Source organism: Phocaeicola coprocola (assembly GCF_041333015.1).
GTDB classification, from domain to species: domain Bacteria; phylum Bacteroidota; class Bacteroidia; order Bacteroidales; family Bacteroidaceae; genus Phocaeicola; species Phocaeicola coprocola.
On record NZ_JBGKGM010000001.1, the window covers coordinates 86,003 to 109,705 of the forward strand.

The window sequence follows — 23,703 nt, forward strand, 5'->3', positions numbered from 1 at the left end:
AGCTAAAAGGGAGTTACTTTAAGTGGCATGCTGATATGTTTCTTCCCGCGAAGCAAATACAGGTTGCGCACGAAGCCTATCATAAAATCGTGTGAATAGGTATGGCTTTTCAGGTTGTTGACCTTTGCCTGCTGAATGTCGCACACATATCCTACACGCATCACGACATTGCGTATCGGAAAGTCCAGCGTAACCATCTGTCGCAGTGAAGGATTATTGTGCAGCGAAGTAAACAGCACATTCCGTCCTCCATTGCCTAACGAAAAGATTTCATAATACGACTCACCGTATTCGGGCGAGAACATAACGCCCAGCAGCGGAAGATTTGCCTGATAACGCACCGTCAGCGGATAGCGTGCGATGTGAAATTTGTAGATAACCATACCCGATGCTCCCAACCCTCCGTATGCCTTAGCCTGAGCCGGATTGTTGGAATTACGCCGGTTATAAACCACACCGCCGTTCAGGTCGAGCATCGGTCCTACAAGGATCTTCAGCTTATCATCGTTCATGCGGAACTGATAATGCAGGGCATAGCTCCAGTTTACCAGTCCGGCATACATCTCAGCAGTCTGAGAAATATTCTTGTTATACGAGGCATTGATCTGAAACAGACTTTGCCCGGATACGTTTCCTCCCAGCATACGTGTCATACGCATGCTTTCGTGCATAAACCTGACTTCCGTTCCGCTATATTCCAGCGGAGAAAGATATGTTTCGAATACGTTGCTGTGTCCCACTCCTGCCATTGTAGAGCGCATTACGTAACGCGTGGCCCGCAAGCTGTCTTCCTGCGCATACAAAGAAAAAACGGCCCCGAGTGCGATGAACAGCGTAATAAGCTTTCGTTTCATTGTTCCGGTTTTAAAATAATGTCATTTGTTCATTGTCTTCTTCCGCAACATTATCATTTTCCGTTTCTGGTGTATCTGCATCTTCCATATCTTCCTGTGGTTCCGGACGACGGGTAGGCTCCAGCTCCTCGATGCGGTCTACCGTAAATGTAGTCAGACGCTTGCCTTTTGCCTTGAAGCTCTTGACACCTACAAAGTCGCTTGCCTCTATAATCAACGCTTCCCTGAAGCTGTCGTGTCCGCCGAATACAACCTGCAAACGGGGATAAACTTCACCCGAAAGCAGAATCAACTGGTTGTGTTTGTTTTCACCCAGATAGTTCAACCGTTTGGCTGTCTGCTCGAACGTAAAGCGTTTCAGATATGGATAATTCTGCTGGTCGGCATCATAGAGCACTGCTGTCCAGACCTTCTCAGCATCAAATTTCTCAATAAACTGTATATCGGCGTCGTAGTGGTTATTCAAGTCGAAATCGGTTGTATAGAATTCACCGTTCTTATGCACAACCAGAATGCTTTCCCCACTCTGGAATTCTCCGAGATACTGTCCGCGACCGTCGTAATTCAGACGAAGCACATCATGGTCGAACCATACCTTTCTGCCTCCCAGTGTAGAGCCTCCACGCTGTTTCAGACTGATTTTATGCACTTCATATTTGGTCAGCAGATTACCCATCGACTGTCGTCCCTTGATGTTAATGGTACTGAAGTCTTTTTCGAATATCAGCTTCTTGATACGCGGATTCGGGCGGAGTGTCACCTTGATAACCTCAGCTTCCCCGTTCGGATTGGCTGTGAAATATACAATTTTCGATCCGGGAGTTCCCTGTGTCACATCGTATTCACGGTCGCGTATCATCGACGTTACATTGAAACGCTTGATATAGTGGAATCCTTCTTTCCCGTCACGATAAATCACGTTATAGATCGTACGCTTGTCGTTCTTCTTGAAGATATTCACGTAGAGAATGTTCTTACCCACGAACAGCTTGTCCGAAACACGCACGATTTTATATTTTCCATCTTTATAGAAGATAATCACGTCGTCGATATCGGAACAGTTGCAGATATACTCGTCTTTCTTCAGTCCCGTACCGATAAATCCTTCCTCGCGGTTGATATACAGTTTCTCGTTGGCCTCGGCCACCTTGGTTGCCACAATCGTATCGAAGTTTCGTATCTCCGTACGCCGCGGGAAATTCTTTCCGTATTTCTCCTTGATGCGTGTATACCAGTCGATGGTATATTCAGTAATATGAGCCAGATGATTGTCTATTTCTTCGATATCCGCTTTCAACTTGGTAATAAACTCGTCCGCCTTATCCTTGTTGAACTTCAGGATACGCGCCATCTTTATCTCCATAAGCTTGAGGATATCCTCCTTAGTCACTTCGCGTACAAACTGCGGATAGAAAGGTGTCAGCCGTTCGTCGATATGTTCGCATGCGGCATCCATATTCTCAGCCTGTTCGAACTGCTTGTCCTTGTAGATACGCTCTTCGATGAAGATTTTCTCCAGCGAAGCGAAATGCAAGGTTTCCAGCGTTTCGTTGCGCTGGATGTTCAGTTCCTGACGAAGCAGCGAAAGTGTATTGTCTACCGACTTACGGAGTACCGCACTGGCAGAAAGGAAATGCGGCTTCTTGTTGTCGATGACACAACAGTTGGGCGAAATATTCACCTCACAGTCGGTAAAGGCATACAGGGCGTCGAGTGTCTTGTCCGACGAAACGCCCGGAGCCAGATGTACCAGAATCTCCACCTTGTCGGCGGTATTGTCGTCCACCTTCCGTACCTTGATCTTACCCTTTTCGATAGCTTTCAGGATAGAATCAATCAGTGAAGAAGTTGTTTTTCCGTACGGTATTTCACTGATGCAAAGAGTTTTATTATCTATCTTGGAGATTTTGGCACGTACACGCACTACTCCCCCACGCTCACCGTCGTTATAGCGCGACACATCGATGGAACCTCCTGTCTGGAAATCGGGATACAGATGAAACTCCTCTCCGTGCAGGTAAGCAATGGCCGCATCACACAGCTCATTGAAGTTGTGCGGCAATATTTTCGATGAAAGACCTACGGCAATACCTTCCACTCCCTGAGCCAGCAGCAGCGGAAACTTGACAGGAAGCGTCACCGGTTCACGGTTTCGTCCGTCGTAAGAAGCCTGCCATTCGGTTGTCTTCGGATTGAACACCACATCGAGCGCAAACTTCGAAAGACGTGCTTCAATGTATCGGGGAGCAGCGGCATCATCACCGGTAAGAATATTTCCCCAGTTTCCCTGACAGTCGATAAGCAGATCTTTCTGTCCCAGCTGTACCAGTGCATCGCCGATGGACGCATCACCATGAGGATGGAACTGCATGGTATGTCCTACGATATTTGCCACCTTGTTGTAGCGTCCGTCGTCCAGGCGCTTCATAGAGTGCAGGATACGTCGCTGAACAGGCTTCAGTCCATCGTTGATATGAGGAACCGCACGTTCCAGAATAACATACGAAGCATAGTCCAGAAACCAGTTCTGGTACATACCGCTCAATTGGTGTTTTACAGTTTCGTCGCCCTGGTCGACAGGCTTATAGTCAGAATGTGCTTCTTTATCGCTTGATTGGATATCGTTTTTATCGAAAATATCTTCGCTCATATAAGTGATTTAGTGGAAAAACAACAGACAAAAATACGAAAAAAAATATTCCTATTATATATATTGCTGAAAATAAACCTGTATTTAGTCGAACGAATCTTTCATACGGATGCTATTGTTTTCAAGAAAATATCAGCTTCTTTTCCTAAAAACATCAGCATATTTTCAGGAAAATTTGTACAGAAAATCAGTGTACGGACAGTGGGCCGCAAAGGCTTCCCTGCACCATCCGGCAATGAGAATTTTATTTTTTCATCTCATTCAAAACAGGAATGGTAAGCGGAATAGCAAGCAGGAACGAACAAAGATCGGACACCGCCTGACACATTTCCACCCCCTGCAAACCGAAGAAATGAGGGAGAATCAGGATGAAAGGGATGAAAAACAGTCCCTGCCGCGCAGAAGACAAGGTGACGGCACGTACAGGCTTGCGGATAGTCTGCAACATCATGTTACACAAAATGACCCATGCTCCTAAAGGTAAAGTAATGAGCTGCCAGCGTAAGGCACGTGTTCCGGTTTCGATAACATGCGGATCATCGCGGAACCACGATACGATCTCGGGAGAGAAAATGTAACCGATAACCGAACAGACAGCCAGAAACACAACTCCTGTCTTGACACAGAACCAGAAGCCTTCGCGTACACGACGGTAAATGCCTGCTCCGTAATTGAATCCGCATACCGGCTGGAAACCTTGTCCGAAACCAATCACAAAAGAGTTGATAAACATACAGATACGGGTAACGATAGACATTCCGGCAATGGCTGCATCTCCATAAGCTCCGGCTGCCACGTTCAGCAGAATGGTAGAAAGGCTGGCAAGTCCCTGACGACAAAGCGAAGGGCTTCCACCGAATACGATTTCTTTCAAATATGCCGGTTTCAAGGTAAAATTTTTGAAACGGATGCGGATATTTGTACCTCGGCTGTCCATTACGAGCAACACCAGAAAACTGCATATCTGGCTCAGCAAGGTAGCCCACGCAGCTCCCGAAATACCCATATCGAATACAAAGATCAACAGCGGATCGAGCCCGATATTCAGAACCGCTCCTACAATGATACCCACCATGGCGTATACCGCATTCCCCTGAAAACGCATCTGGTTATTCAGCACCAGCGAAGAAGCCATAAAAGGTGCACCCAGCAAAATAGTCCCCAAATACTCCTCTGCATAAGGGAGGATAGTAGGCGTAGATCCCAGAGCAACACATATTTGAGAAAGATACAAATGCCCGAACAAGGCTATGATGGCTCCCGACATGAAAGCATAGAAAAAGCCTGTAGATGCCATTTTTTCTGCACTTTCGTAATCTTTGGCTCCCAACTTACGAGAAATATAATTACCCGATCCATGTCCGAAAAAAAATCCAAAAGCCTGAATGATAGCCATAACAGAGAACGAAATTCCAACCGCAGCCGTCGACTGTGTGTTAATCTGCCCCACAAAATAAGTATCAGCCATGACATAAAAAGAAGTAACCAGCATGCTGATGACGGTAGGCACAGCCAGTGAACCGATAAGACGGGGAATCGGAGCTGTGGTCATAAGTGTATATTTATCTTTCGTACTCATTGTTTTTTCACGGATGTTTCTGCAAAAGTAGAAAAAAATAACCACCTTTCCTTACAGATTCCCTCTATTCATAAGATAAATTAAGACAGCTATTCTTCTTTTTTGCTTATAAATACCTATCTTTGTGGTCTACTATGTAATGAAAATAACATACATCAAAAAAATAAGAAAGAAAAATGGCACAAGAAGACGTTTTCAAGAAACTTGTTTCACACTGTAAAGAATATGGTTTCGTATTTCCTTCAAGTGAAATTTACGATGGACTGGGAGCCGTATATGACTACGGACAAATGGGTGTGGAACTGAAAAACAACATCAAACAGTACTGGTGGCAGAGCATGGTATTGCTGCATGAAAATATCGTAGGTATTGATTCGGCTATCTTCATGCATCCTACTATCTGGAAGGCTTCGGGACACGTGGATGCGTTCAACGATCCTTTGATCGATAACCGCGACTCGAAGAAACGTTATCGTGCCGATGTGCTGATTGAAGACCAGATTGCTAAATACGACGAAAAGATCAATAAGGAAGTTGCAAAAGCTGCAAAGAAATTCGGTGACGCATTCGATGAAGCTCAGTTCCGCAGCACTAACGCACGTGTACTGGAACATCAGGCTAAACGTGATGCTTTGCACGAACGCTACTCAAAGGCAATGAATGCAGGACCAGACTTGAACGAATTGCGTCAGATCATCCTGGACGAAGAAATCGTTTGCCCGATTTCAGGAACTAAAAACTGGACTGAAGTACGTCAGTTCAACCTGATGTTCTCTACCGAAATGGGATCTACTGCCGACGGTGCTATGAAAGTATATCTGCGTCCGGAAACTGCTCAGGGTATTTTCGTAAACTACCTGAATGTTCAGAAAACAGGACGTATGAAAGTTCCTTTCGGTATCGCTCAGATTGGTAAGGCTTTCCGTAACGAAATCGTTGCACGTCAGTTCATCTTCCGTATGCGTGAGTTCGAACAGATGGAAATGCAGTTCTTTGTAAAACCGGGAACTGAACTTGAATGGTTCCAGAAATGGAAAGAAACTCGTTTGAAATGGCACAAGGCACTGGGATTCGGCGACGACCACTACCGTTACCACGACCACGAAAAACTGGCTCACTACGCTAATGCCGCTACCGATATCGAATTCCTGATGCCATTCGGATTCAAGGAAGTAGAAGGTATTCACAGCCGTACTAACTTCGACTTGAGCCAGCATGAAAAATATTCTGGCAAGAGCATCAAGTACTTCGATCCGGAAATCAACGAATCATATACTCCGTACGTTATCGAAACATCTATCGGTGTAGACCGTATGTTCCTGAGTATCATGAGCGCTGCTTACCACGAAGAAACGCTGGAAAACGGAGAGACTCGTGTCGTACTGAAATTGCCTGCTGCACTGGCTCCAGTAAAACTGGCTATCATGCCGCTGGTAAAGAAAGACGGTCTGCCTGAAAAGGCTCGTGAAATCATGGACGATCTGAAGTTCCACTTCCACTGCCAGTATGATGAAAAAGACAGTATCGGTAAGCGTTACCGCCGTCAGGATGCCATCGGTACTCCGTATTGTATCACTATCGACCACCAGACACTGGAAGACAACTGCGTAACTCTGCGTAACCGTGATACAATGGAACAAGAACGCGTGGCTATTGCCGATCTGAATAGTATTATTGCCGATAAGGTTAGTATCACTAGTCTGTTGAAGACTTTGCAATAAAAATTTTGAATGTGCATGAATAAAAATATATTATGGTTGTTAGGCATCCTTGTTTCACTGAGTGCAGGCTTTACTTCTTGCAGTGAAGATACACAAACGGCCGATCCGTATAGTGACTGGGCAGTGCGCAACGATGCCTATATCGACTCTATCGCCTCCGTTTGCGCGAATCCTCCTGCCGGAGAACATTGGGAAAAAGTATTGAACTATAAGTTACAGAGCGATGCTTCAGAGGATCTGGGCTATCAGGACTACACTCCGGGGAAAAACGATTATGTGTATATGAAGCTCTTTCCGGAAGATAATATCGAACCTCTGGGAATTTCTCCTATGTCGACTGATATGGTAAGTGTCCACTATCGCGGAAAATTAATAAACGGAACGGTCTTCGATGAAAGTTTCTCTGGAGAATGGAATGGAATGGTAAACGAACCCAGATCATTTGCGGCTTCAGGTGTAATTACAGGCTGGACAACTGCTCTGTTGAAGATGAAAGAAGGACAGCATGTCGAACTGTATATCCCTAATGGTATGGGATATGGATCGGTAGAGCGTGATGTTATTCCTGCATATTCTACGCTGATATTCGACCTTCGTTTAGAAAAAGTCATCCACCCGAAAGGACCGGATGACAGATCGCGGAAAATGAAACAAGAATAAAATTTATTATATCTTGACATGACAAAAAAAGAGAGAACGCCGATTTGACGTTCTCTCTTTTTTTTATGCTTTATCGTTGTGCAGCTTTATTATTCTTCGTCAGCATCAACCTTTGCTTCTTCTACTATTTCATCAGGAACTTTGTCTACGCGTACGTATTTAGATACTTCAGTACCTTCTTTTACTGTCCATACCATTGAGCCTGACTGCATCAAATCTGTTACGATATATTCGTTGTTCCAGTCGCCGTTTTCATAATCATACTTTCCGCTGAGAACGTATCCATAATGGCCATCTTTCTCAACCGAATAAGTACCTGTGATATAACGTGGATACATGCTGTCATGCTTCTGATACATTTCAAAGTTTCCTTTGCGGTCGAACTCTATATAGATATAGAAATCTTCGGGCAACTGTTCGCCATTCAGTTCTGCCAGCTTCCATGTGCCCTGAAGTGTAATAGGTGTTACTTCAAGAGAAGGCTCCAATACTTCGTCTTCGCTACATGAGAAGGTTGTCAGCGAAATGACAAGCAACATCAAAATCTTAACTATTTTACTTTTCATAATATCTTATCAATTATATTTTTACTATTTCATTTATCGATTAAATTAATCTCAATACTGAGTGTCCTGTCGCTTGGACGTCCTGTTACTCCATCCAGAATCAGCGGAGCATGAAACTTTTCAGGCTTTCCGACAAGTTTCGAAGCGCCGACGCTTATCACGATATCTGCTTCCTATCCGGGTTTGATAACCTCCGGTTCCGTTCTGAATTCCATATATTTAGGCAGGTTCATAACAGAAAGCCGCAAATCGGTCTTCCCGCTATTGCCACATAAGATTCTTTGTAAGTTAAAGAGAGGAAAGAAAATTTTTTTGCACAGAAAATGAATTAAAATTATTATATTTTTGCCTTCTTTATCAAGAATACCTCCTGACATCTAAACAAACAGGAGATTCGAATACACATAGAAATAGTAATTTGAATAAACAAAATATAATCCTCAAAAACAAATATCACATCTAATAATAACACATGCCAACTTCACTTACGGCTGACAAGAGTCCATATACGGCAAAGAGATACACCATGCAACTCTCCCAAAAAGTACATTCAGAAAGCAGTATCAAACTGTACCAGAATTAAAGAATACTTCAAACTAGCAATATTCAGATGATTATGGTTTAGGCAAAATATTTAAACAAATCAACAAAATTACGAACAGACTACTATCATATTTACACAAAAAAGACAACCTTAAAAGTTTCTAGGTTGTCTTTTTATATCTCTAAATCACTTTTTAACGATACCCGAAGGCTTAGGTAATGGCTTTCCTAAACGGACAGGCTTACCTAATATCGGCATATTATTCTCATCCCATGAAATCTTCTGTAAGCGTGGTGTTCTACTCTCACTTTCTCCGGTAATTCCATTAGGTATATTTCTTGCATTATAAAGCATATACCATTCTGTACTATCTGGAGAAGGGATAAATGACGGACTGCCTGGTCCCCACACACTGTCTTGCGGAGATTGATAAAATACCGGATCTGTTGTTTTTTTCCAAGACTTCGGATCCAATAAATCAGCATCAGCACTACAGCTTAACATTCCGATACAATAATAAGGAGACCAGCATCCACTAGCTGAATAATATATAATCAAATTTTTCTTATCCTTAGAATATAAAAATGTAGGAGCTTCGTTTACATAAATCGGATAGGCAGTACGACTTCCATCAGGATTAACCCACTGCCGTTCCCAGTTATATTCCGGCGAAGATAACATAATACGTTCTCCGTCTAAAGTCCATGGATTTTTCATTTTTGCAATGTAAATACATTGGGTTTCTTCCATAATGCGTCGCTTAGGCCATCCTGACCAAATAAGATACTGCACACCTTTATGCACAAAAGTAGATGCATGTATTCCCCAGTTCCATTCCTGATTAGTCATAATGGGACCTTTCTGTTTAAAAGCTCCCTCCATCGGAGTTCGTGCATCATTTTCTAATACATATATTTGATGATTGTCCGTATTTCCGTCATCAGCAGCATAATAAATATACCATTTATCATTAATCCGATGTATCTCCGGAGCCCACAAGTTATGCATACTCTTGGGATCAGTAGGTCGCCAAACTTCTTTACAAACAGCACTACCCATATCTGTTATATCATTAGTTTCCCAAAGTAGAATCATATCATTTGTTTCATGAGTATAATAATACTTTCCTCCATAAAATAAAGCATTAGGATTACTTCCAGAAGAAAAAATAGGATTAATAAAATAGTCATCCTCTACTTTTAACTGATTTTTCCCCGAATCCGTACATGATAATCCCCCCAAGACAACTATCCCTAAAAAGAAAATTATATTCAATTTCATAAACTAAAAATATCTAGAGAAACAAAAATAATACAGAACATTAGAAAATAAATGCCTACTTTTTTGTCAAAAGTACGTAAAATTTATCTTTTTCACTCCAAAGATTCAAATTTTATTGTCAGTAAAACAAAAATGGTCAGTTTTTTTCATTAATGTACTTATTTTTTTTGTTGATTCTTTCTTAAAAACACAATTTTTGCAACAGAGAAAAAAATCGATTAGCTATGAGAAATATGAATATCAAAACAGCTATTTATTCCACGGTAATCATACTGCTATCTTCTTGTGGACAGATAAAAGCGCCCCATCAGGATGAAAGCATTACAATGGTAGAAAAACCAGTTCTTGGTAATTCCACCTCTAATTATGTCAATAATCGTTTGCCGTTATTGCCCCAACACTTCATAAAACTACCCGTCGGAAGTATTCAACCCGAAGGTTGGTTGAAAGAGTATCTGATACGTCAGAGAGACGGATTAACCGGCCACCTGAATGAAATCAGTGCATGGTTGGAAAAAAATAATAATGCATGGCTTACCACACAAGGAGATCACGGATGGGAAGAGGTTCCTTACTGGCTCAAAGGATATGGCAATCTTGCGTATATCCTAAAAGACAAAAAAATGATTGATGAAGCTAAAATCTGGATTGAAGCAACCTTAAAAAGTCAGCGTCCTGATGGTTCATTCGGTCCTATTAATATGAGAGGTGACAAGCCTGAACTTTGGGCACAGATGATTATGCTCTGGTGCTTGCAGTCATATTACGAATATTCCAATGATTCCCGGGTACTTGACTTAATGACCAACTATTTTAAATGGCAGCTTAATCTGGCTGATGAAAAATTTCTGGAAGATTACTGGGAAAACAGCCGCGGAGGAGATAATCTGCTGAGTGTATATTGGTTATATAATCATACAGGTGAAGCTTTTCTCCTTGAACTTGCTGAGAAAATACACCGTAATACAGCCGACTGGACAAAACCTTCATCATTGCCCAACTGGCATAACGTAAATATAGCTCAATGCTTCAGAGAGCCAGCTACCTATTACTTACTAAGTAAAGATTCTGCTATGCTGGCAGCTAGTTATAATGTACATCATCTGATCAGACGTACCTTTGGACAAGTTCCGGGAGGCATGTTTGGAGCTGACGAAAATGCTCGCATGGGATATATTGATCCACGACAAGGAGTTGAAACCTGTGGTATGGTAGAACAAATGGCCTCTGATGAAATCATGCTAAAAATTACAGGTGATCCTTTTTGGGCTGAAAACTGTGAAGATGTTGCATTCAATACCTATCCGGCTGCAACAATGCCCGACTTTAAAGCACTGCGTTATATAACTAGTCCTAACCAGGTTACCAGCGATGCGCAAAACCACCACCCCGGAATTGACAACTCTGGACCATTTTTAGCAATGAATCCTTTCAGTTGTCGTTGTTGTCAGCATAATCATACCCAAGGATGGCCTTATTATGCCAAACACCTTGTATTGGCAACTCCCGACAACGGAGCAGCACTCGCCCTATATGCATCCTGCCAGGCGGATATTACAGTTGGGAATAATCAGAAAATAAAACTTATAGAAAAGACCAATTATCCTTTCGAAGAGTCTATACAACTATTAGTCCAGACAGAAAAAAATGTAGATTTCCCTCTTTATCTGCGAATTCCATCATGGAGTCCAGACGCTTCCATCAAAATTAATGGTAAAAAGGTAAAGACTTCATTAATAGCAGGACAATATGTCCGTATCCAACGAACATGGAGCAACGATGATGTCATAGAGCTGAATGTGCCGATGCATCTAAACTTACGCACATGGCAAGTCAATAAAAACAGTGTGAGTATCGATTACGGCCCCCTGACCTTCTCGCTAAAGATACAAGAAAAATACATTAAGCGTGACAGCCGTCAGACTGCTATCGGAGATTCACAATGGCAAAACGATGCAGATGCAGAAAACTGGCCTTCATTTGAGATATTCCCTGCATCAGCCTGGAATTATTCTCTTGTTCTGGATAAAGAAAATGCTTTAAAGAATTTTGAAGTTATTCGGAAAAACTGGCCTGATAACAACTTCCCATTTACTCAGGAAAGTTGTCCAATAGAAATCAAAGCAATAGGCCGTAAAGTACCTTCATGGAAGGTAGATCAGTATGGACTTTGTCATGAACTACCAGAAACGAATGCGCCTAAAGGAGAAAAAGAAAACATAACTCTTATACCTATGGGAGCAGCACGTTTGCGTATCAGTGCTTTTCCCAATACTTACGAATAATTAACCCAAACTAAATAAACGATGAAAAAACTAATTACAACAGCTGCGCTTTTTCTGGCATTAGCATTTAATGTTAAAGCTAATGATTTGCCTCGCAAAGAATATCCACGTCCGCAATTTGAACGGGAAGACTGGATTAACCTGAATGGTACATGGACCTTCGATTTTGATTTCGGACAGTCCGGTGTTGACCGTCAGCTTCAGAATTCGGAAAAATTCAGCAAGAACATTATAGTTCCATTTTGTCCGGAAAGTGAATTGTCTGGAGTGAAACATACAGACTTTATAAACTGTATGTGGTATCAAAGAAAAATTTCCATACCAGCTAACTGGAACGGAAAGAAAATATTCCTGAATTTCGGTGCCGTAGACTACTGGTGCGAAATATACATTGACGGAAAGAAAATTCAGCAACACTGGGGAGGAAGCTCATCTTTTGCAATAGATATTACACGATTTGTACAGGCAGGAAACACTCATAACCTGGTTATTCAAGTAAAAGATGATTTAAGAGGAGGAAAACAAACCGGTGGAAAACAATGTACAAACTTTTTCTCAGGAGGTTGTTCTTATACCCGTGTCACAGGTATCTGGCAAACTGTCTGGATGGAAGCCGTTGCTTCAGAAGGTTTAAAAGATATGGTTATACGCACAGATATCGACCAGAAACAATTAGTAGCTACCCCCAGCTTTTACAAGGAATCGGATAACATATTAGAAATCATACTGAAAGACGGTGATAAGGTTATCAGTAAAAAGCAGGCAACATGCTCTAACAACACATGCATTGTACTTCCGGTCAAGAACATGAAATTATGGTCGCCGGAATCACCATTCTTGTATGAACTGACTTATCTGGTTAAAGACAAATCAGGAAAAGTGCTTGATAAAGTCGAATCATATACCGGCATGCGTAAGATACATATTTCTGATGGAATATTCTACCTGAACAACCAGCCTTATTTCCAAAGACTGGTATTAGATCAGGGATATTACCCCGACGGAATATGGACTGCTCCATCAGACGAAGCGCTTAAAAATGATATTATTTTAGGTAAAAATGCAGGATTCAATGGCGCACGTTTACATCAGAAGGTATTCGAAGAACGTTATTATTATTGGGCAGACAAACTGGGATACATTACCTGGGGAGAAAGTGCAAGCTGGGTAATGGATGTGAACGATGAAATTGCGGCACGTAACTTTATCAGTGAATGGAGTGAAATTGTGGTACGCGACCGTAACCACCCATCATTAGTAACCTGGACTCCTTTCAATGAAACATGGGGAAGCCGTGACGGTTCTTATCCGCGCTTAATCCGTGACATCTACCACATGACAAAAGCTATGGATTCTACTCGTCCTATCAACGATGCAAGTGGAGATGATCATGTATTGACTGATATTTGGAGTGTCCACAATTATGAACAAGATGGTACGCGTTTATCAGAACAGTTAATATTTAAGGAAGGAGAAGAACCTTATCGCAACAGCCGCGATAAAAAATATTTGGCCGTATATGAAGGACAACCTTATATGGTTGATGAATTTGGAGGTATAGGATGGATGGCTCCCGAAGAACGTAAAAACTCATGGGGATATGGTAATCTTCCACAGACAGAAGAAGAGTTTTATACACGTTTGCAAGGACAGGTAGAAGCACTGAAAGGAGCTAAGCATGTAATGGGATTCTGTTACACTCAGCTGACAGATGTTGAGCAAGAGAAAAACGGTATTTATTATTATGACCGTACTCCTAAATTTGACATGAAACGAATCAAAAGTATTTTCGAACTGATTCCTTCTTCACATACCAACTTAAAGTAAAAAGATTTTTTCAGAATATCCAATAGACAATAATTGACAATAGGTAAATAATTAAGTTAAAAAGTTTTCAATAGAATAACAATACAAATTTCTGATTAAGAAATCACTAGCCTGAGGCTGAATTCTGATCCGTATCCCCGATAGAATTCAGCCTCTTCTATATACCTTTCCTTCTTGCCTTATCCAATCTTGTCTCACTAAAATTAGTATCTTTGCAACAATAAATAAAGCACTAACATTTAACAGACAATAATTATGTTCGACAACAATGAAGAAATGTTTCCGATAGTAGATGAGGAAGGAAATATCACAGGAGCTGCTACACGAAAAGAATGTCATAGTGGTAGTAAATTACTCCATCCGGTAGTTCATCTGCATGTTTTCAACGATAAGGGTGAGCTATATTTACAAAAACGTCCTGCATGGAAAGATATTCAGCCCAATAAATGGGACACTTCGGTTGGAGGACATATTGACTTAGGTGAGAGTGTGGAAATGGCCTTAAAAAGAGAGGCTCAAGAAGAACTTGGCATTTCCGACTTTACTTTCGAACTGCTTACACATTATGTTTTTGAGTCGGACAGAGAAAAAGAACTGGTATTCTGCCATCGTACTATTTATAACGGAGAAATCTCTCCCAGCAACGAACTTGACGGAGGGCGTTTCTGGTCAATAGAAGAAATAAAAAACAATTTAGGAAAGGGAGTATTTACCCCCAACTTCGAAAGTGAATTTGCAAGATTAAAGTTCTAAGCAATCATTATTTGACAGTACCCAATTATTATTCATTTTTCGCTTGTAAAATTGATTTACATCAAGAATTATACAAAGAGAGGTCAAAATATGCTATACAACATAACAACATATACTCAAAAGATGTAATTTTGTGTTGCAAAACATAAAACAAGACTACTCTAGATGATTGAGAAGCTTAAAAAACTATTCGTAAAAAGTTTCCTCATCATGGAAGAAAACCATGTGAAGATTTGGGAAACGATGACACGATAACAGCACTGATTAATCAGCATGTCTGAAAAAAGCAATGAAAATGTAAATTACAAGCAAATAAGAAATTAAGCTGTGTGTCAAAAAAAGCACCACAGATTACACTGTTCAAAAACCGATAACAGATTTCCGAGATCAGCGTAATCCGTGGTGCTTTCTAATTTTAAACGATATCAATATTCTACTTTATCAGTTTTATTTTCCCAATCACGGAAAGCTTTAATAGCCTCCTCAGGCAATAACACTTCAGACTTCAGCTTACGGTCTGCCGGTTTCAAATCAAGTTCTTCATATATAAAGGCGTCATCAAAACCTATATCAGCAGCATCCTTCTTACTATTTCCATAATACATTCTATCTAAATGTGCCCAGTAAATAGCTCCCAGACACATCGGACAGGGTTCACAGGAAGTGTAAATCTCACACCCGCTCAAATCGAAAGTCCCTAATATCTTTGCAGCCGTACGGATAGCACTAACTTCAGCATGTGCCGTAGGGTCACAATCTGGAGTTACACGATTTACTCCCATCGCAATAATCTCACCATTTTTAGCAATAACTGCGCCAAACGGTCCTCCTCCCTCAGCTACATTTTGTACTGAAAGTTCTATGGCTTTACGCATCAGTTCTTCTTTTGTCATATCAATTCCTCCTAACATTTTATCTCTATTTGGAAAGATACAAAAAAAATCAGAAAATAGAAACTGAAAGCCAATTAATCTCTTTCCACATAAACCTTTTTACTTCCGAAGGCACAAAATAGAGTCAGAGTCAGAAAAAAGCATTATCAATTAAAAAACAATATCTCCAAAAACAAGAAAACCTCCCGTCTAGATTTCCCAGAACGAGAGGTTTCCGTTTTTTATTATAGAAAAGGGGGGAAGATTACATCATGCCACCCATACCGCCCATACCCGGAGCAGCCATCGGCATTTCAGGTTTTTCTTCTTTCTTTTCTACGATGACACACTCTGTAGTCAAGAACATTCCTGCAATAGAAGCTGCGTTTTCAAGTGCAACACGAGTTACTTTAGCAGGATCTACAACACCGGCTGCATGCAAGTGTTCGTAAACATCTGTACGTGCATTGTATCCGAAATCACCTTTACCTTCACGTACTTTCTGTACAACCACTGCTCCTTCCTTTCCGGCATTGGCTACAATCTGACGAAGCGGCTCTTCAATAGCACGCTTGATTATTTCGATACCAGTTGTTTCATCTGCATTGTCACCCTTCATGCCTTCCAATGCGTCAATAGCACGGATGTAAGTTACGCCACCGCCCGGTACAATACCTTCTTCGATAGCAGCACGAGTAGCACACAACGCATCGTCTACACGGTCTTTCTTTTCTTTCATTTCTACTTCGCTGGCAGCACCTACATAAAGAACAGCTACACCACCTGACAATTTAGCCAGACGTTCCTGAAGTTTTTCTTTATCATAATCAGAAGTAGAATTCTTCATTTCAGCCTTAATCTGGTTGATACGTTCCTGAATCAACTCTTTCTGACCAGCACCGTTTACGATAGTAGTATTTTCCTTAGAAACAGTTACCTTATCGCAAGTACCCAACATTTCAATAGTAGCCTGTTCCAGTTTCAAACCTTTTTCTTCGCTGATAACTACACCACCAGTCAATACTGCGATATCTTCCAGCATAGCTTTACGACGGTCGCCGAAGCCCGGAGCCTTCACTGCACAAATCTTCAACTGGCCACGCAGACGGTTTACAACCAATGTTGTCAATGCTTCACTGTCAACATCTTCGGCAATAACCAACAAAGGACGTCCGCTCTGAACTGCCGGTTCAAGGATAGGCAAGAAATCTTTCAGGTTAGAAATCTTCTTATCGTAAATCAAGATGTATGGGTGTTCCATCACACATTCCATCTTTTCTGTATCAGTTACGAAGTAAGCTGACAAATAACCACGGTCGAACTGCATACCTTCTACTACACCGATAGTAGTATCAGTACCTTTTGCTTCTTCGATAGTGATTACACCATCTTTAGAAACCTTACGCATTGCATCAGCAATCAGTTTACCGATAACCGGATCATTGTTTGCAGAAATAGTTGCAACCTGTTCAATCTTATCGTAGTTATCACCAACTGTTTCAGCCTGTGCCTTGATTGATTCTACAACTTTAGCAACAGCCTTGTCGATACCACGTTTCAAATCCATCGGATTTGCACCGGCAGTAACGTTCTTCAAGCCTACACCCACGATAGACTGAGCCAATACAGTAGCAGTTGTAGTACCGTCACCAGCATCATCACCAGTCTTCGAAGCTACAGACTTAACCAACTGTGCACCTGTATTCTGGAACGGATCGCTCAATTCTACTTCCTTAGCAACTGTTACACCGTCTTTTGTAATATGAGGAGCACCGAATTTCTTTTCGATGATAACATTACGACCTTTCGGACCGAGAGTTACTTTAACAGCGTTAGCCAATTCGTCTACACCTTTTTTCAACTGATCGCGAGCATCAATGTTGAAGAGAATATCTTTTGCCATAATAATCTTAATGTTTTAAAAGTTCAACTTATGAATTATCCCAAAACTGCGAGAACGTCACTCTGACGCATCATCAGATATTTTACTCCGTCGTGTTCGATTTCAGTACCTGAATATTTTCCATACAATACTGTATCGCCAACTTTCAATATCATTTCTTCATCCTTTGTGCCATTTCCTACTGCCACAACTTCACCCTGCAATGGTTTTTCTTTTGCTGTATCAGGAATGATAATACCACCAATCGTTTTTTCTTCTGCAGGAGCCGGAAGAATCAGGACTCTGTCTGCTAATGGTTTAATGTTCATAGTCTTTATATTTTTACTTATTTATATATACATTTTATTTATATCCTTGAAACGGACATTTGACTTGTTACGAAAAACGTGCCAGACTTCTTTCATGACATTCTGACATGGTTTTTCTGACAAAATCCACTTTTTCTACTGACATACTTGCCAAACAGAATCTCAGCGTTCCTCTAAAATATCAAATCAAGACTAGCTTCGATTAAAACTTTAACTGTATCTTTACATTCCAAACATAACAACATCTACAGAAAATGGAAATACTTTACCTTATCATTACGCTCCTTATCGGAGGACTTATCGGATATTTCATAGCTTCACGCCAGTTAAATTCATTAAAGACTCAGCTATATTTACAAACAAAGCATCATGAAGACTTGCTGGAAGCAGAAAAAAAGCAACATGCAACCGAAACAGAAAGATACAGAGAAGAGAATCTGCGCATACAAAATCAGGCAGAAAATAACATAAAACTGGTCGTAGAAGCAAACCGGCAGGTAGCTGCCCTACAGGCGGAAAAGCGTGCACTCGAAGAAAAACTCGACCATCAAAAACAAGAAATCGTAAATCTGCATAAACAGTTCAACCTGGAATTTGAAAACATCGCCAACAAAATATTCCAACAGAAGGCAGAATCATTCAATAAACTAAGTGCCGAAAGCCTCAGCAACTTATTAAATCCTTTCAGAGAAAATCTGAACGAATTCAAGCATCAGGTAGCCGAGGTGTACGACAAAGAATCGAAGCAGCGTTTTTCACTGGAAGACAAGATTAAGGAACTGGTACAACTGAACAAGCAGATAAGTGACGAAGCCAATAACTTGACCCGTGCGCTGAAAGGTGATTCCAAGACACAAGGAAACTGGGGAGAAATGATTCTGGAATCGATTCTCGAAAACTCCGGACTGCGGGAAGGAGAAGAGTATTTCCGTCAGGAATTTTTAAAAGATGAACATGGAGAACCTTTACGTAACGAAAACGGCCAACGCCTGCAACCAGATGTTCTGGTAAAGTATCCCGACAACCGTCAGGTAATCATCGACTCAAAGGTTTCACTCACAGCCTATGCCAATTATGTAAACAGCTCTGAACGTAGTGAACAGGAGCAATACCTGAGAGCTCATTTATCTTCCGTAAAAGCTCATATCGACGAACTAAGTCAGAAAGACTACTCCCGATATAATATCTCCTCGCTCGATTTCGTAATGATGTTCATTCCTAACGAGCCAGCCTATGTACTGGCCCTGCAAACAGATCCGAATCTCTGGAACTATGCCTACAAGAAAAAGGTCGTGCTGATGAGTCCTACCAACCTGATCGCGGCACTCAGGCTGGCACTCGATCTGTGGAAACGAGAATATCAGGAAAAAAACACCCAGGAAATAGTAAAAAGGGGTACTGCCTTATACGAAAAACTGGTAAGCTTTACCGAAACATTCGAACGTATAGGTGAAACATTAAAGACTGCCTCAGCAGCTTACGATACTGCACTCGGACAATTATCGGCAGGAAAAGGCAATGTGATCCGTCAGGCAGAAATGCTGAAAGAACTGGGAATTACCCCTAAAAAGAAACTATCTTCACGCCTGATCAGTCAGGATGAAGACAAGGACGAAAGCGAATAACCGGCAAAAATAATCCGAAACCGGTCATCAGCAACCGGTTCCGGATAAAAAGCAGAAGTTCGTATGCCTCTTGGCAAGACTTGATATTATAGTGTCCAACCAGAAGTCCAGTCGTCACCGCTCTTCACCGCACCTTTATAGTCGGTTTTAGTAAAGAAGCTGTCGGCAGACAAATCTTTTCCTCCGTCAAGAGTACCTACATATTTGCCTGTCCATGAGAATTCCTGATTTGTCATGTCACCATTACAACAAATCATTATAATATCATCCAAATTGGTAGCACACAGATAATAACACTCGCGTTATCTTTTTCACGCTATTTCATTGCCAATTCATTGTCAGCTATCTCTGAATACCGTTTCTCTGAGAAGAAGCCCGCCATTGATGTATATTTTGTCAATGGCGGGTATTATAATTCTATTTCAAACTCACGTAATATGTGAAGGATTACTTAAAGACTACCTTATCCAGACGAAAACAGAAACCCTCTCACAAACTTTTTCGAAAGCTTTCCACTTTTTAGATAACCTTACCTATTATATTTGTAACCAGTACTCCATTTCTGGAGCCTGCGTTTGTCCGTTTGGTTCCATTTACTACTAATTTATATTCTCCTGCAGGTAGGTTGATTTTTACACAAATCTGTCCGAATGTAATGTTCTGTTTTATTTCTTCCGGAATATCCGGGTCATTCTCAATACCTTCACAACCATAATCCTTGTAATACAAAACATTCCATCCAATGGGTTCCCCTATCATAATATGCAACTCGGTGAGAGGGATTTCAGAATATGTCGTATGTATAATAAGCTGCATTTCTTTTTGTAGTGTGATTTTATAATACACATGACGCGCTTCTGGTTCATTTGGATAGACCAGATTTCCGCTTTCATCTGTATAAATGAATGTTTCATAAAATGCTCCAACAGCTGTGTTGATTGTGTCCGAAATAGTGAAATCTTTATCATGTGTACCTAAATTATAGGAGAAGTAAGGATCTCGTCCCCGGAACATACCTTTTCCTACTATTTCCAGTTCATCTTCTGCCACAGAAGCAATATCTATAGTAAAATAGAATCTGCCTCCCAGCATATCATTAATGCAGATTCCCTCTTCTGTTTCAGAAGTTGACATTGGCTCCTTATTTGAGTTATAAAGAACAATGGGCAGAAAAGAGGATTTACTTTTGGCATTCAACATAAAATTGACATTCTTTTCCATGTGGAACTGGTAATACAGTTTTTGTATACCCAATTCTTTGTGTGCTTGTACATCACTGAAAATCTGGCTAAAATGGAATTCATGTTCTTTAAAAGTTCCCAAATCAAAAGCTGTATCAAAAGATTTTCCGGTGATAGGTAATCCTATGACATTAAAATTAAGGGATCCGTTGTATAGTCCTCCGTTCGATTTCTTGATCCCATTCAATACAAAGCGGTATTCACCAGCGGGGAAAAGCCGTTTTACATAAGTCTGTCCAGCCGAAAGGGAGTTCAATAGCATGGATTTCAATTCCTCCGATACTTCCGGATCGGCTTGTATTTCTTCCATACGATAATTTCCTCCAGTTTCGTGATACAGCACTTTCCAGTCATAAGGTTCTCCTTGCATGATGTGAAATTCTGTGCTAACCTTCGAATCGGCTGTATGGATTATCAGCTTCATGGGCTTTTCCAATGTAAGAATGTAGTAAGTATTATGTGTTCCGGCTACCGAACCTACAGATTCTCCTTGCTCATTCTTATAGTAGAAATTGGCATCATACGTTTCTGTGCTTCTACAGTCGCTGAAATTAAAACCGTTTTCATTCGGTTTTATTACATAAGGATGAGTTGGGCTACTGCCGCCAATAAAGCCACTGAATAGAATTTCAAGCTTGTCGGAATGATTACGTACTACATCCAATGCCATCATGTATTCTCCTGATGGCATATTATCTATGGTCATGTAGGTATCCGATGCTTCGTGCGTATATAATGGTATTTCAAGGTCTTCATCCTTTCTGTCGAATATGCGGAATCCTAAATATTTTTCTTCTGTGCAGAATGGGCGTATATACTTAATCGTAGCTTTACGCTCCAATGTAAAAGAAAAGAACATTTGGAAAGTTTGCAGATTCCCTACATATTTCACCATATCATATGTTCTGACACATGAAAATTCATGCTCCTTGGCCGAAAATAAATCAATGGCTTTGGCAGGTTCCAAGCCGGGCAATGTATCATACGCGATGGTATGCAGATTCGATACTTCTCCGCAGTCGTTCGATACCTTCAGGCGCAGTTTGATTTCTCCTCGTTGGGTTCCGGGGATGGTGGTTTCTACTTTAAACTTCTTATCCGTTTCTGTAACGGTAACGTATTCTGCATCTTCGCTCTCTATGGCATAGGATATGCCTCCTTTGTAATGGAAGAACTCATTGCTTGCGTCTATGATAACCGGGGTTCGTTCTGTCATTACGTGGGATGTTTCAAGGCTGGTATTGATAGTTGGTTTTCCCGACCAGACTTCATTCGAGTTTAATGGAATACTTGCTTGTTCATATTGAATAGTAACATTCACATTTAAATAACCTTGTTCTGTTGCTTGAAATACAGCAGTACCTGTTCCTTGCCCACTGTAAAGTTTCGCATGTTGTACAGCTTTCCATACAATCTTTTCTCCACCTTGTAAGCCATTGATAGTATATGTTACATAGCTACCAATGCAGGTCGAAGATTTGTTGGCTGTTAATGTATAGGGATTCTTTACTTCTACATTCAGGCATCCTTTGCCTACAGTAGCTTTTATCATGTTTTTGTTTAAATATTGGACTTTGACAGATAAATTGATGAGTCCTTGTCCTAATTCTATGGCTTGCAAGGTTTGATAAAGATGGTTGCGATTAACTCCTGGGGTTCCAATTTTTTTAAAAAGTTGATTGGGTATATCCCATATTTGCTCAATTTGATATTGTTTTTCATCGCTATAGTCTTTTCCCAATAAGGTTTCACAAGATATATTCATACCTAATTTAATTTCCGGGGGAATTGTTTGTAAGGTCAAGGTAGGGGTTGTGACAGCAAACAACTTAGTTACATAATTGAGTATTGTACCTTTTATTCCATTAATAGAAATTTGGGCGTCTTTACATTCTTCAACCCAAAAAATTTTAAATTTAAAAGATTTAGTCCCTTTTCTATAAGATACTTGGTAAAAGTTAGAAGGTAGTTTTTTATCTATGGTAGCAGAAAAGAATCCTGCTTCTCCTTTTACTTCATCCCAAATATTACAATTAAAAATTGTATCTTGTGTTAGTTCTTGTTCGAAATCAACGGTATACTCTTCTTCTGTTCCGGTTTTGGGATTAAAATTACCTGTTATTTTCATAGTCGTATAAATTATGATTAAACAATCAGTTTGTAAATTCATTTACATCCAACAAAAAGATATTCTGTTCGTCTCTGTGTACAATTACGGATTTATTCATCCATCGGTCGATTTGTCGTTCTTCATCTATGTATCTCACTTGGAATGTAGCTTCACTGGCATAATCTCTGCACATCGCTGTAGGAAATGGGAATCTGTTTAGTAGGGTAAAGGGAAGGATGCACTCTTGTTTCTCTGGGGTAAGGAAGAACTGTTTGTCCATCTCGTTCATGTGTATTTCAAATCTGCCTTGTGAAAGATTATAGGCAAAGAAGCGGATGTGGCCATTGTATTTGTAGCAGACAAATCTTTGTTCTGTGGCAGTATTGAAAACTCTATCCATGTCTACGTAAATGTCGTATGGATAACTTTTTCGTGGTTGAATATCTTCCTGGAATCCGTTACGCGCAATAGTAGTATCACAGTAGATAAAGGTGTTACTGAGTGGGCAGTTTTGCAGTTTACCGTCATCATATATTGTAAACAGGTCTCCATAGTTTCCTTGTTCATCTTGTGTGCATAATGTTTTTCCGTTAGGTACTACTGTCAGTTTAAACCAATATTCTTGATTTGCATCTCGGCGTACTACTGCCTTGCTTAAGTCGTCAAATAATCCATAAGAGTATGTATGAAGATTATCCAGCCGTACAGATATTCCGTAGAGTGTGTTTCTGTCTGTCAGAACTTCTTCTCCATAATCATTTGTCAACTCTCCGCTGATATCGGTAAATGAGGTCTCTACAAAGTTTGGCCTACTACGTGGGTTATCGTCGTCCCTGCATGCTGCAAGCATGAAAGGTACAAATAATAAAATGAGTACTTTCAGTTTCATAATTTAATAGTATTAGATTTGGTCGTAATGTAGAT

Annotated in this window: 18 protein-coding genes; 6 read left to right on the plus strand and 12 right to left on the minus strand. The window is 40.7% G+C overall.

The genetic code is table 11. From position 1 onward, the window contains the following. Nucleotides 1-2: 2 nt before the first annotated feature. The 3 genes from ACDG22_RS00245 to ACDG22_RS00255 all read right to left on the minus strand — a co-directional run bounded on the left by ACDG22_RS00245 (nt 3) and on the right by ACDG22_RS00255 (nt 5,083). On the minus strand, nt 3-854 hold the full coding sequence (locus tag ACDG22_RS00245; RefSeq protein ID WP_270230120.1) for a DUF3316 domain-containing protein: 852 nt from the start codon (nt 852-854) through the stop codon (nt 3-5). 10 nt (nt 855-864) lie between these two features. After that, entirely contained in the window at nt 865-3,504 is a 2,640-nt protein-coding gene (locus ACDG22_RS00250; protein ID WP_270230119.1) for a DNA gyrase/topoisomerase IV subunit A, read from the minus strand. Nucleotides 3,505-3,748: 244 nt separating this feature from the next. Continuing rightward, nucleotides 3,749-5,083 (minus strand): MATE family efflux transporter, encoded by a 1,335-nt coding sequence (locus ACDG22_RS00255; RefSeq protein WP_270230118.1) that lies wholly within the window; start codon nt 5,081-5,083, stop codon nt 3,749-3,751. A 176-nt stretch (nt 5,084-5,259) separates the two neighbouring features. Here ACDG22_RS00255 and ACDG22_RS00260 point away from each other — a divergent pair, with 176 nt between their 5' ends. Further along, the gene (locus ACDG22_RS00260) at nt 5,260-6,804 is read left to right on the plus strand and encodes a glycine--tRNA ligase (protein ID WP_007571030.1); all 1,545 of its coding nucleotides are present in this window, start codon (nt 5,260-5,262) and stop codon (nt 6,802-6,804) included. Nucleotides 6,805-6,819: 15 nt separating this feature from the next. Then, complete coding sequence (locus ACDG22_RS00265) at nt 6,820-7,464, plus strand: FKBP-type peptidyl-prolyl cis-trans isomerase (protein ID WP_007571032.1); 645 nt, start codon at nt 6,820-6,822, stop codon at nt 7,462-7,464. Between the two features lie 89 nt (nt 7,465-7,553). Here ACDG22_RS00265 and ACDG22_RS00270 read toward each other — a convergent pair whose 3' ends face one another. From ACDG22_RS00270 to ACDG22_RS00280, 3 genes are all read right to left on the minus strand, one after another. Then, nucleotides 7,554-8,030 (minus strand): lipocalin family protein, encoded by a 477-nt coding sequence (locus ACDG22_RS00270; RefSeq protein ID WP_007571034.1) that lies wholly within the window; start codon nt 8,028-8,030, stop codon nt 7,554-7,556. Between the two features lie 29 nt (nt 8,031-8,059). Beyond that, nucleotides 8,060-8,191: a hypothetical protein gene (locus tag ACDG22_RS00275; RefSeq protein WP_270230064.1), complete on the minus strand. Its 132-nt coding sequence runs from the start codon at nt 8,189-8,191 to the stop codon at nt 8,060-8,062. A gap of 569 nt (nt 8,192-8,760) precedes the next feature. Further along, a complete protein-coding gene (locus tag ACDG22_RS00280; RefSeq protein WP_270230063.1) occupies nt 8,761-9,855 on the minus strand; it encodes a glycoside hydrolase family 43 protein in 1,095 nt (364 codons plus the stop codon). Between the two features lie 224 nt (nt 9,856-10,079). Between ACDG22_RS00280 and ACDG22_RS00285 the strand changes: the two genes are divergently transcribed. The 3 genes from ACDG22_RS00285 (at nt 10,080) to ACDG22_RS00295 (ending at nt 14,720) form a co-directional block, all read left to right on the plus strand. Further along, nucleotides 10,080-12,140, plus strand: coding sequence for a beta-L-arabinofuranosidase domain-containing protein (locus ACDG22_RS00285; protein WP_370858746.1), 2,061 nt, complete (start codon nt 10,080-10,082; stop codon nt 12,138-12,140). Between the two features lie 21 nt (nt 12,141-12,161). Further along, a complete protein-coding gene (locus ACDG22_RS00290; protein WP_007571039.1) occupies nt 12,162-13,967 on the plus strand; it encodes a glycoside hydrolase family 2 protein in 1,806 nt (601 codons plus the stop codon). Between the two features lie 252 nt (nt 13,968-14,219). Next, a complete protein-coding gene (locus ACDG22_RS00295) occupies nt 14,220-14,720 on the plus strand; it encodes an NUDIX hydrolase (protein WP_085960436.1) in 501 nt (166 codons plus the stop codon). 425 nt (nt 14,721-15,145) lie between these two features. On the opposite strand, the gene ACDG22_RS00300 is transcribed toward ACDG22_RS00295, so the two are convergent. The 3 genes from ACDG22_RS00300 to ACDG22_RS00310 form a co-directional block, all read right to left on the minus strand. Continuing rightward, nucleotides 15,146-15,613: a nucleoside deaminase gene (locus tag ACDG22_RS00300; protein WP_118485253.1), complete on the minus strand. Its 468-nt coding sequence runs from the start codon at nt 15,611-15,613 to the stop codon at nt 15,146-15,148. Between the two features lie 244 nt (nt 15,614-15,857). Further along, on the minus strand, nt 15,858-17,495 hold the full coding sequence (groL, locus tag ACDG22_RS00305; RefSeq protein WP_007571042.1) for a chaperonin GroEL: 1,638 nt from the start codon (nt 17,493-17,495) through the stop codon (nt 15,858-15,860). Nucleotides 17,496-17,530: 35 nt separating this feature from the next. Further along, nucleotides 17,531-17,803 carry a co-chaperone GroES gene (locus tag ACDG22_RS00310; protein WP_007571044.1) on the minus strand — a complete coding sequence of 91 codons (273 nt, stop codon included), beginning with the start codon at nt 17,801-17,803 and terminating at the stop codon, nt 17,531-17,533. A gap of 254 nt (nt 17,804-18,057) precedes the next feature. Between ACDG22_RS00310 and rmuC the strand changes: the two genes are divergently transcribed. Further along, entirely contained in the window at nt 18,058-19,428 is a 1,371-nt protein-coding gene (rmuC, locus tag ACDG22_RS00315; RefSeq protein ID WP_227994705.1) for a DNA recombination protein RmuC, read from the plus strand. Between the two features lie 86 nt (nt 19,429-19,514). Here rmuC and ACDG22_RS00320 read toward each other — a convergent pair whose 3' ends face one another. The 3 genes from ACDG22_RS00320 to ACDG22_RS00330 form a co-directional block, all read right to left on the minus strand. Further along, nucleotides 19,515-19,700 carry a hypothetical protein gene (locus tag ACDG22_RS00320; protein ID WP_040312183.1) on the minus strand — a complete coding sequence of 62 codons (186 nt, stop codon included), beginning with the start codon at nt 19,698-19,700 and terminating at the stop codon, nt 19,515-19,517. A 247-nt stretch (nt 19,701-19,947) separates the two neighbouring features. Beyond that, entirely contained in the window at nt 19,948-22,797 is a 2,850-nt protein-coding gene (locus ACDG22_RS00325) for a hypothetical protein (RefSeq protein WP_040312184.1), read from the minus strand. A gap of 25 nt (nt 22,798-22,822) precedes the next feature. Further along, the gene (locus tag ACDG22_RS00330; protein WP_007571051.1) at nt 22,823-23,668 is read right to left on the minus strand and encodes a hypothetical protein; all 846 of its coding nucleotides are present in this window, start codon (nt 23,666-23,668) and stop codon (nt 22,823-22,825) included. Nucleotides 23,669-23,703 lie beyond the last annotated feature (35 nt).

What these genes read in the sequence shown, in the direction of transcription:
- ACDG22_RS00245 (WP_270230120.1), bottom strand. Translation starts at nt 854, where the DNA reads ATGAAACGAAAGCTTATTACGCTGTTCATCGCACTCGGGGCCGTTTTT.
- ACDG22_RS00250 (WP_270230119.1), bottom strand. Translation starts at nt 3,504, where the DNA reads ATGAGCGAAGATATTTTCGATAAAAACGATATCCAATCAAGCGATAAA.
- ACDG22_RS00255 (WP_270230118.1), bottom strand. Translation starts at nt 5,083, where the DNA reads ATGAGTACGAAAGATAAATATACACTTATGACCACAGCTCCGATTCCC.
- ACDG22_RS00260 (WP_007571030.1), top strand. Translation starts at nt 5,260, where the DNA reads ATGGCACAAGAAGACGTTTTCAAGAAACTTGTTTCACACTGTAAAGAA.
- ACDG22_RS00265 (WP_007571032.1), top strand. Translation starts at nt 6,820, where the DNA reads ATGAATAAAAATATATTATGGTTGTTAGGCATCCTTGTTTCACTGAGT.
- ACDG22_RS00270 (WP_007571034.1), bottom strand. Translation starts at nt 8,030, where the DNA reads ATGAAAAGTAAAATAGTTAAGATTTTGATGTTGCTTGTCATTTCGCTG.
- ACDG22_RS00280 (WP_270230063.1), bottom strand. Translation starts at nt 9,855, where the DNA reads ATGAAATTGAATATAATTTTCTTTTTAGGGATAGTTGTCTTGGGGGGA.
- ACDG22_RS00285 (WP_370858746.1), top strand. Translation starts at nt 10,080, where the DNA reads ATGAGAAATATGAATATCAAAACAGCTATTTATTCCACGGTAATCATA.
- ACDG22_RS00290 (WP_007571039.1), top strand. Translation starts at nt 12,162, where the DNA reads ATGAAAAAACTAATTACAACAGCTGCGCTTTTTCTGGCATTAGCATTT.
- ACDG22_RS00300 (WP_118485253.1), bottom strand. Translation starts at nt 15,613, where the DNA reads ATGACAAAAGAAGAACTGATGCGTAAAGCCATAGAACTTTCAGTACAA.
- groL (WP_007571042.1), bottom strand. Translation starts at nt 17,495, where the DNA reads ATGGCAAAAGATATTCTCTTCAACATTGATGCTCGCGATCAGTTGAAA.
- ACDG22_RS00310 (WP_007571044.1), bottom strand. Translation starts at nt 17,803, where the DNA reads ATGAACATTAAACCATTAGCAGACAGAGTCCTGATTCTTCCGGCTCCT.
- rmuC (WP_227994705.1), top strand. Translation starts at nt 18,058, where the DNA reads ATGGAAATACTTTACCTTATCATTACGCTCCTTATCGGAGGACTTATC.
- ACDG22_RS00325 (WP_040312184.1), bottom strand. Translation starts at nt 22,797, where the DNA reads ATGAAAATAACAGGTAATTTTAATCCCAAAACCGGAACAGAAGAAGAG.
- ACDG22_RS00330 (WP_007571051.1), bottom strand. Translation starts at nt 23,668, where the DNA reads ATGAAACTGAAAGTACTCATTTTATTATTTGTACCTTTCATGCTTGCA.